Source organism: Streptomyces sp. NPDC034103 (assembly GCF_055575395.1).
Map to the genome: position 1 here is coordinate 298,530 of NZ_JBVISS010000013.1, position 8,729 is coordinate 307,258.

General features: G+C 70.2%; 7 protein-coding genes. 2 read left to right on the plus strand and 5 right to left on the minus strand.

Annotated elements, in window-relative coordinates; all coding sequences use genetic code 11:
• Positions 1 to 12: 12 nt before the first annotated feature.
• Positions 13 to 1,929, minus strand: a complete 1,917-nt coding sequence (locus ACZ56U_RS29410) for a site-2 protease family protein (protein ID WP_469086976.1) — start codon at positions 1,927 to 1,929, stop codon at positions 13 to 15.
• 174 nt (positions 1,930 to 2,103) lie between these two features.
• Between ACZ56U_RS29410 and ACZ56U_RS29415 the strand changes: the two genes are divergently transcribed.
• Positions 2,104 to 3,126, plus strand: a complete 1,023-nt coding sequence (locus ACZ56U_RS29415) for a RecB family exonuclease (protein ID WP_469086977.1) — start codon at positions 2,104 to 2,106, stop codon at positions 3,124 to 3,126.
• Positions 3,127 to 3,140: 14 nt separating this feature from the next.
• Complete coding sequence (locus ACZ56U_RS29420) at positions 3,141 to 3,812, plus strand: response regulator (protein ID WP_469086978.1); 672 nt, start codon at positions 3,141 to 3,143, stop codon at positions 3,810 to 3,812.
• Between the two features lie 92 nt (positions 3,813 to 3,904).
• On the opposite strand, the gene ACZ56U_RS29425 is transcribed toward ACZ56U_RS29420, so the two are convergent.
• From ACZ56U_RS29425 to ACZ56U_RS29440, 4 genes are all read right to left on the minus strand, one after another.
• Positions 3,905 to 5,485 (minus strand): ABC transporter substrate-binding protein, encoded by a 1,581-nt coding sequence (locus ACZ56U_RS29425; RefSeq protein ID WP_469086979.1) that lies wholly within the window; start codon positions 5,483 to 5,485, stop codon positions 3,905 to 3,907.
• A 64-nt stretch (positions 5,486 to 5,549) separates the two neighbouring features.
• Complete coding sequence (locus ACZ56U_RS29430) at positions 5,550 to 7,151, minus strand: ABC transporter substrate-binding protein (protein WP_469086980.1); 1,602 nt, start codon at positions 7,149 to 7,151, stop codon at positions 5,550 to 5,552.
• Between the two features lie 420 nt (positions 7,152 to 7,571).
• Positions 7,572 to 8,273, minus strand: a complete 702-nt coding sequence (locus ACZ56U_RS29435) for an HAD family hydrolase (RefSeq protein WP_469086981.1) — start codon at positions 8,271 to 8,273, stop codon at positions 7,572 to 7,574.
• Between the two features lie 321 nt (positions 8,274 to 8,594).
• Positions 8,595 to 8,729: vitamin B12 dependent-methionine synthase activation domain-containing protein (locus tag ACZ56U_RS29440; protein WP_469086993.1), on the minus strand; the 135-nt coding region annotated here is incomplete at its 5' end.

Genomic DNA, 8,729 nt, shown 5'->3' on the forward strand with positions numbered 1-8,729 from the left:
AGAGCGGTGCTCTCAGCTGGGGCGGGCCATCGCCTTCACGAAGGCGCGTTCGACGTCCGCGGCGGACAGGACGCCGTAGATCTCGCCGGTCTCCTCGACGACCAGGTACTCGGTGGCGGGGGCGGCGCGCAGGGCGTCGAGGAGGTCCTCGCCCGAGAGTTCCGCGGAGACCCGCATGCCTTCGGTGAGGTCCTGGGCGAGGCCGCTGACGGCGACCCAGGGCCGGCGGTGTTCGGGTACGCCGACGATGGCCGCCTCGCGGACCAGGGACAGGGGTTCTCCGTCGGCGTCGACGACGACCAGGGCGCGGGCGCCGGCCTCGTTGGCGCGGCGCAGGGCCTCGGAGAGCGGGGTGTCGGTTTCGACCGGGACGGCGCGGCGGGTGAGGTTGCGGGCGCGCAGTTCGGGGAGGTGCTCGCGCAGGCGGGCCATGCGGAGGCTGTTGCCGGCGCCGGTCCAGATGATCGCGGCGAGGATCGCGGCGAGCAGGGCGTCCATGACGGTGTCCATGCCGACGTTGTCCTCGGCGTTGGAGCCGAGCGCGCCGGACTGGGTGAGCAGCGGGAGCCCGATGAGGACGGAGACGGCGAGGGCGCGGCCGACCCAGGCGGCGGCGATGGTGCCGGTCATGGGCTTGCCGGTGATCTTCCAGACGACCGCGCGGAGCATCCGGCCGCCGTCCAGGGGCAGGCCGGGCAGGAGGTTGAAGGCGGCCACGATGAGGTTGGAGATCATCAGGCCGGCGAGCAGGACGCCGGGGACGGTGCCGGGCTCGACGGGCTGCATGGCGAGGTAGAAGAGGCCGGAGAGGACGAGGGAGAGCAGCGGGCCGACGAAGGCCAGCCAGAACTCGCGGCCCGGGGTCTCCGCCTCCTTCTCGATCTCGGAGACGCCGCCGAAGAACTGGAGCTGGATCCGGCGCACGGGGAGCTTGAAGCGCAGGGCGGCGACGGTGTGGGCGAGTTCGTGGACGAGTACGGAGGCGTAGAAGGCGACGGCGAAGAACAGCGACACGAGGTACCGGGCGGCCCCCAGTTCGGGCAGCACCCGGTCGAGCTGGCCGCCGAACACCCAGGTGATCAGCGCCGCGACGAGGAACCAGCTGGGCGCGACATACACGGGCACACCGAAGGGCCGCCCCATCAGCAGACCGCCACCGGGATCCTTGGGCCGCTTCGGGGGACGGCCCTTGCGGGCACCGGAGCGAGCGAGGGGGCGGTCGGCGGGGAGGTGGGAGGTCCCGGCGTCACGGAGGGCCGGGGGGTGGGGGTCCGTGGCGTCACGGGGGGCCGGGGTGTCGGCGGCAGGCGACTTGTCCGCGGGCGTGGCCTCGCGGGGTGCCTCCGTCGTACGGGGTTCCGGTGCGGGTCGCTCCTCGGTCCGCTCGGTTGCCGTGGCGTCGACCGGAGGCTGCTCCGGCGTTGCGGCGGCGGTGTCCCGGCCTGCGGCGTGCGCTTCGGTCTGGGGCGCGGCGTCGGCCTGCGGAGCCTTCGGGGAACCGACCTCGGGGCGGACGGGATTCGGAGCGTCGGCCTCCGGACGGGCGGTCTCCGGAACGTCGGCCTCCGGACGGGCCGTCGCCGGAACGTCGTCTCTCCAGCGGGCGGCCTTCGGAGCGTCAGCTTCCGGGCGGACGCTCTCCGGCGCTTCGGTCTCCAGCGCTTCGGCCTCCGGGCCAGCAGTCTCCGGGGCCGCGGTCTCCGGGGCCGCGGTCTCCGGGGCCGCGGTCTCCGGAGCAGCGGTCTCCGGAGCAGCGGTCTTCACCGCGTCGGCGTCGCGCGGGGCCGTCTGCTCGGGGGCTGTCTCGGGGTGGGCGGTCCTGCGGGGGGCCCTGGCGGTGTGTGCGGGGTCGGGGCCCGGGGGTGCGTGGTGCCGGGTCGGCTCGTCGTTGTCGGAGCGCGGCTGTCCGCTCCCGCCGCTCTCGTCCACGGTGTCCCCTCGTTCGAAGCGTCTTCCGCGCCTGCCGGGCGGAAGGGTCTCGGGATGATGGTATGCGGCGGTCGCCACGCGTTCCGCCCCGGCACCCCCTCTGTTTCCTCCGTTGTCGTGGGGCTGTCCGCCGCGACTGGGTCACTGTCAGTGGTGGGCCGTATGGTCTGGGGCATGGAGACGAGCACAGAGGGCACGGCCGAGACGCCGGTCGGCGGGGTCGCGGAAGTGGACCCGCCGGTCACGGAGGAACAGGCGACGACACCGGAGCGGACGGCGGCGGCCACCGTCGAGACGCCCGCCGTCATAACGCCCGTCACGGTCGAGGCCCCCGCCGCCCCCGTCGCCATCGCCCCCGCCTCGCTGTCGCCGTCCCGTGCCAGTGACTTCATGCAGTGCCCCCTGCTGTACCGGTTCCGGGTGATCGACCGGCTGCCGGAGAAGCCGAGCGAGGCGGCGACCAGGGGGACCCTGGTGCACGCGGTGCTGGAGCGGTTGTTCGACGCCCCGGCGGCCGAGCGGACCCCGCCGCGGGCCAAGTCGCTCATCCCCGGCCAGTGGGACCGGCTGCGGGAGACCCGGCCGGAGGTCGTGGAGCTGTTCGCGGACGATCCGGAGGGCGAGCGGCTGGCGCGCTGGCTGGGCGAGGCCGAGCAGCTCGTCGAGCGGTGGTTCGGGCTGGAGGACCCCACCCGGCTCGAACCCGCCGAGCGCGAGCTGTTCGTGGAGGCCGAGCTGGACTCGGGGCTGCGGCTGCGCGGGATCATCGACCGGGTGGACGTGGCGCCGACGGGCGAGGTGCGCATCGTCGACTACAAGACGGGCAAGGCTCCCCGGCCGGAGTACGCCGAAGGCGCCCTGTTCCAGATGAAGTTCTACGCCCTGGTGGTGTGGCGGCTGAAGAACGTGATCCCGCGCCGCCTCCAGCTCGTCTACCTCGGCAGCGGTGACGTCCTGACGTACGACCCCGTCCTCGCCGACCTGGAGCGGGTCGAGCGCAAGCTGCTCGCGCTGTGGGAGGCGATCCGGTCGGCGACGGAGAGCGGTGACTGGCGCCCCCGCCCGACCAAGCTGTGCGGCTGGTGCGACCACCAGGCGCACTGCCCGGAGTTCGGCGGCACTCCCCCGCCGTATCCGCTGGCGGTGAGGGCGCCGGAGTCCGGTGCGGTGACGCAGGGCAGAATGGGGCCGGACTAGCGAAGGAGAGTCACGTGGCCATCCGCGTCCTACTGGTCGACGACCAGCCGCTGCTGCGTACCGGCTTCCGGATGATTCTGGAGGCGGAGCAGGACATCGCCGTGGTCGGCGAGGCCGGCGACGGGCTCCAGGCGATCGACCAGGTGCGGGCGTTGCAGCCCGACGTGGTCCTGATGGACATCCGCATGCCGCGGATGGACGGCGTCGAGGCGACCCGGCAGATCACCGGCCCCGGTCGGGACGGTCCGGCGAAGGTGCTGGTGCTGACGACCTTCGACCTCGACGAGTACGTGGTGGAGGCGCTGCGGGCGGGGGCCAGCGGCTTCCTGCTCAAGGACGCCCCGGCCAACGAGCTCGTCCAGGCCATCCGCGTGGTCGCCTCCGGCGAGGCGATGCTCGCGCCCAGCATCACGCGACGGCTGCTCGACAAGTACGCCACGCATCTGCCCTCCGGTGACGACCCCGTCCCGGACACCCTGCACACGCTCACCGACCGTGAGGTCGAGGTGCTGAAGCTGGTGGCGCGCGGGTTGTCCAACGCGGAGATCGCCGCGGATCTGTTCGTCAGCGAGACCACCGTGAAGACGCACGTGGGTCACGTCCTGACCAAGCTGGGTCTGCGTGACCGCGTGCAGGCGGCGGTGTACGCGTACGAGAGTGGTCTGGTGCGTCCCGGGGCGCAGTAGCCGCCACCGCGGGTGGAGTACGACGACGAGGGCGCCCTTCCGGAAGGAGGGGCGCCCTCGGTCGTGGGCCCTGTCAGGCCGTGGGTGCGGTGTCAGCCCTTGCTGAGCTCCCAGAAGCGGAAGACCGTCGAGGCGTCGAGGCAGTACTCCAGGCCGTACACGTCCTCGTGGACGACGGCGTACTGCTTGGCCTGCCAGACCGGGATGACCGGGACCTCTGCGGCGACGATGTCCTGGAGGCGGCCGTAGTCGTCGTCGGTCGCGGAGCGGTCGCTCTCGGCGGCCGTGCGCGGGATGAGGCTGCCGGTGATCGTGCTGTTGTCGTAGTTGTTGGCCAGCACGTTGCCCTTTCCGAAGAAGGGGGCCGTGAAGTTGTCGGGGTCCGGGTAGTCGGGCACCCAGCCCTTGACGTACACGCCGTACTTGCCGGCGGCGATGTCCTTCTCGTACTGCTTGAAGTCGACGGACTTGACGTCGGCGTCGAACAGGCCGCTCTTGTTGAGCTGTCCGGCGATCGCCTGGAGCTCCTGGTCGGTGGCCGGGCCGTAGCGGGTGGGGGTGGACCAGAGGGTCAGCTTCACCTTGCCGGTGATGCCGTCGGCGTTCAGGGCGGCGGCGGCCTTGGCCTTGGAGGGGCGGGCGCCGTAGGTGTCGAAGAAGGCCGTGTTGTGGGCGGTGATACCGGCCGGGACGATCGAGTACAGGGAGGTGGCCGTGCCCTGGTAGACGTCCTTCATGAGGGCGTCGCGGTCGAGCAGGTAGGCGATGGCCTTGCGCACCCCGAGCCGGCCGGTGACCGGGTCGTCCATGTTGAGGACGAGGTGCTGGACCTCGGCGCTGGTGCCCTCCACGATCTCGACGCCGGCGTCGGCGCCGGCGGCCTCGATGTCGGCGATGTCCTTCGAGCTGAGGCCTCGGTAGGCGATGTCGATCTTCTTGTCGGTCAGGGACCGCTTCAGCTTGTCCTGGTCGCCGTGGAAGAACTTCAGGGTCACGCCGGAGTTCTTCACCTCGGCGGTGCCCTTGTAGTTCTCGTTGGCGGAGAAGACGGCCTCGTCCTCGCCGAACGAGTCCAGCTTGTAGGGGCCGGAGCCGACCGCCTCGCCGTCCTCGCGCAGCCCGTCCGCGTCGTACTGGCGGTGGTCGACGATGGAGCCGGCACCCGAGGCGATCTTGCTGGGGAAGGTGGCGTCGGGCGTGTTCAGCCGGAAGACGACCGTCTTCTCGTCCGGCGTCTCGACCTTGTCCAGCATGGGGAACATGATCGCGGGACCGGCGTCGTCGTTGATCTTCAGCATCCGGTCGAAGGAGAACTTGACGTCCTCCGAGGTGAGCGAGTCACCGTTGCTGAACCGCAGGTCGTCCTTGAGCGTGCAGGTGTAGACCTTGGTCTCGGTGTCGGTGAACTTGCAGCTCTCGGCCGCCTCGGGCTCCGGTTCGGTGCCGCCCTTGGGGAAGCTCAGCAGCGACTGGAAGACGTTGTTGAACAACAGCCAGGAGCCGGGGTCGTAGCCGGACGCGGGGTCGGTGGCCAGGACGTCGTCGGACATCCCCATGACCACGTTGGAGCCGGTGCCCCCGGAATCGCCGTTCTCCGTACCGCAGCCGGTCAACAGGCCGGAGGCCAGCCCCGCCACGAGGGGCAGGACTGGCCACTGGTTGCGCATGTTCACGTACGAGTGCCTTGTCGTCGGTGGGTGTATCCCGAAGCCCGTCCCAGGCCCGGGCAAGCTCTGATCAGCCGCTCACGCCACGGCTGAGCTCCCACAGCTGAAGGGTGGAGGAGGAGTTGAGGGCGTAGGCGGTGCCGGTGACGTCGTCGCGGGCGGCCACGTACTGCTTGCCCTGCCACAGCGGGATCACCGGGACGTCGTCGGCGACGATGTCCTGGATGTCCGTCAGGCTCGAGGAGGCGGACAGCCGGTCGGCCTCGCGGCGGGACTCCGGGATCAGGGTGTTGCGGATCTCGCTGTTGGCGTAGGGCAGCCCGAGGAAGTTGTCCTTGTCGAGGAACGGCGCCAGGTAGTTGTCGGCGTCCGGGAAGTCCGGGAACCAGCCCATGCCGTAGACGTCGTACGCGCCCTTCTGCTCGGCGGGGCGGAAGGTCTTCCAGGCCGCGCCCTTGACGCTGACGTCGAACAGGCCGCTGTCGTTGAGCTGCTTCTGGAGCTGCGCGAACTCCTGCTGGGTGGCCGGACCATAGTGGTCGGTGGTGTAGTGCAGGGTCAGCTTGACCGGGCTGGTGATGTTCGCCTTCGCCAGCAGCGCCTTCGCCTTGGCGGTGCTCGGGTCGCCGTACTTGTTGAAGAACGCGTTGGAGTGGCCGGTGATGCTCGCCGGGACCAGCGAGTACAGCGGCTCGGCCTCGGAGCCGTAGACCTTGGAGACGAGTTCGCTGCGGTTGATGATCTGGGCCATCGCCTGGCGCACGGCCTTGGTCTTCACGGTCGCGGCGTTGGTGTTGAAGGCGAGGTAGCGGATCTCCAGACCCGGCATCTCGATGAGGTCGACGGCGTCGTCCGAGGAGGCGGAGAGCTTCTCGATCTGCTCCGGCGACATGGAACGGGACATGACGTCGATGTCACCGTCGTCCAGGGCGCTGCCCATGGCGTCGGCGTCCGCGAAGGAGCGCAGTTCGGCCTTGTCGTTGTTCACCTTCAGCGTCCCCTTGTAGTTGGGGTTCTTGGTGAACACGGCGTTGACCAGCTCGTCGTTCTTGACCTCGGCCGACATGGTGTACGGGCCGGAGCCGTCGACGTCGAAGCCCTCGCGCAGGCTCTTGGGCTGGTAGTCCTCGGGGTTGACGATGCCCGCGACAGGCGTCGAGAGCTTGTACGGGAACGTGGCGTCGGCCGTCTTGAGGTGGAAGATCACCTCGCGGTCGCCCTTCGTCTCCACCGTGTCGATGGTGGAGAGCAGACCGACCGGACCGCCCTCGGCGTTGATGGCGAGGACGCGTTCGATCGAGTACTTCACGTCGTCCGCGGTCACGGCGTCACCGTTGGAGAACTTCAGGTCCTTGCGCAGCGTGCAGGCGTAGCGCTCGTTGCCGGTGTCGGTGAAGCGGCAGCTCTCGGCGGCCTCGGGCACGGGTTCGCCCTCGCCGCGCGGCTGGATCATCAGGGTCTGCACGGTCTGGCGCAGGATGTTCCAGGTGCCGACGTCGTAGGCGTACGCCGGGTCGAGGGGCGCCGGGGCGTCCTGCGAGGCGGTGAACCGGTCCGTGGTGCCGACGACGATCGCGTCTCCGCCACTGCCGCCGTCGGACCCGCCACACGCGGCGAGGACCGGCGCGAGCAGGCCGATGACGGCCGGCAGCACCAAAGTCTTGCGGTTCATGCTCGAGTTTCTCCAGAGCTGTTGGTCCGTGTACCCGGCATGCATGGGTGGTGCGACGGATCACGGGGGTTACGGCGATGTTCTCGCGACGAGATTAGTCCGGGTCCGCACGCCCGTTGACGGCCACCGGAGTTGGGCTGCCATCACGCAGCGAAACCGGTTGCGGACGCATTGAAAACCCGACCGGGGAAGGATTCGTGCAGGGTCCCACCAATCGGGACACAAGGGCACGTCGAAGCCGCCCGAACCGGACGTCGATGCACACACCTCATCGACTGTCGATCCCCTGCCGCGTGGGGAACGTCACACCGTCAACGCCATGGGCCCGTACCGGAATTCAGCCATCCCACGAGCTTCGAATTCCTTTGCGGCGGGCCCGGTAAATACCGCCGCTATCGGTGCCGCACGCTGGGTGAAGGGTCAGCGCATTTCCGTCATCAGGCCGCGCAGAAATGCCAGGTCGACCTCCTCCAGCGAGGACACGACGGTGCGCCGGGCGGCCGGCGTGATGGGTGCCACCGAGGGCACCGCCACGACATGGCACCCCGCGGCCTCGGCCGCCGCGACTCCGGTCGCGGTGTCCTCGACGACGGCGCATCTGGCCGGATCCACGCCGAGGCCGGCCGCGGCGAAGAGATACGGGTCGGGGTGGGGCTTGGTCCGGGCCACCTCGTCGCCCGCCACCGTCAGCGCGAAGTGCTGGGGGCCGAGCGAGGTGAGCACCCGGTCGATGATGCGCCGGTGCGAGGCGGAGACCAGCGCGGTGGGGATCTCGTACTCGGCGAGTTCGGCCAGCAGCCGGAGGGCGCCGGGCATCAGCGGCAGAGAGCGGCCGATGCGGTCCTCGAAGCCGTCGTTGAGCAGCACCGACAGCTCGGGCAGGGTGATGTCGGCCCCGGTGGCCTCGATCAGGAAGCCCGCGCTGCGCGTCATGGGGCCGCCGACCACGACATGGCGCCAGGAGTCGTCGAGGGTGTGTCCGAGCCGGGCGAAGACCTCGACCTCCACGTCCCACCAGAAGCCCTCGGTGTCCACGAGGGTGCCGTCCATGTCGAGGAGCACCGCCTGAAGCGCTGAGCCTTGGGCTGTACGGGTTGCTGGCGCGGGGACCGTGCTGGTCATCCTGGCGCACCTCCTTGAGGGACGATCAGGCCGGTTCCCAGGAGGGAACCGGCCTGCGGTGGACCGACAAGTGTACGTCGCGGTACGACGACATGCCTTGTTTAACCGGGAGGCCCCGGGGCGCACCGGAGCCACGGTCGAGGGCCGCCTCGACGTGCCCTCCTGCGCTGCCCCTCGCGGCGCGCCCCTCTCGGTGGCACGCCGCCCTCAGTCCGCGTCGAAGTCCACTGGGCACGTTGACGTCCCCTGCTCGCCGTGACGTCCTCAGCACGCGTTGACGTCCCCAGCGCGCCGTGACGTCCTCAGCGCGCCGTGACGTCCTCAGCGCGCGTTGAAGTACTTCGCCTCGGGGTGGTGGATCACGATCGCGTCCGTGGACTGCTCGGGGTGCAGCTGGAACTCCTCGGACAGGTGGACGCCGATGCGCTCCGGCTGGAGCAGTTCGGCGATCTTGGC

Excerpts from the sequence above, each read along its gene's own strand:
- ACZ56U_RS29435 (WP_469086981.1), bottom strand. The coding sequence starts at position 8,273 with ATGACCAGCACGGTCCCCGCGCCAGCAACCCGTACAGCCCAAGGCTCA.
- ACZ56U_RS29415 (WP_469086977.1), top strand. The coding sequence starts at position 2,104 with ATGGAGACGAGCACAGAGGGCACGGCCGAGACGCCGGTCGGCGGGGTC.
- ACZ56U_RS29430 (WP_469086980.1), bottom strand. The coding sequence starts at position 7,151 with ATGAACCGCAAGACTTTGGTGCTGCCGGCCGTCATCGGCCTGCTCGCG.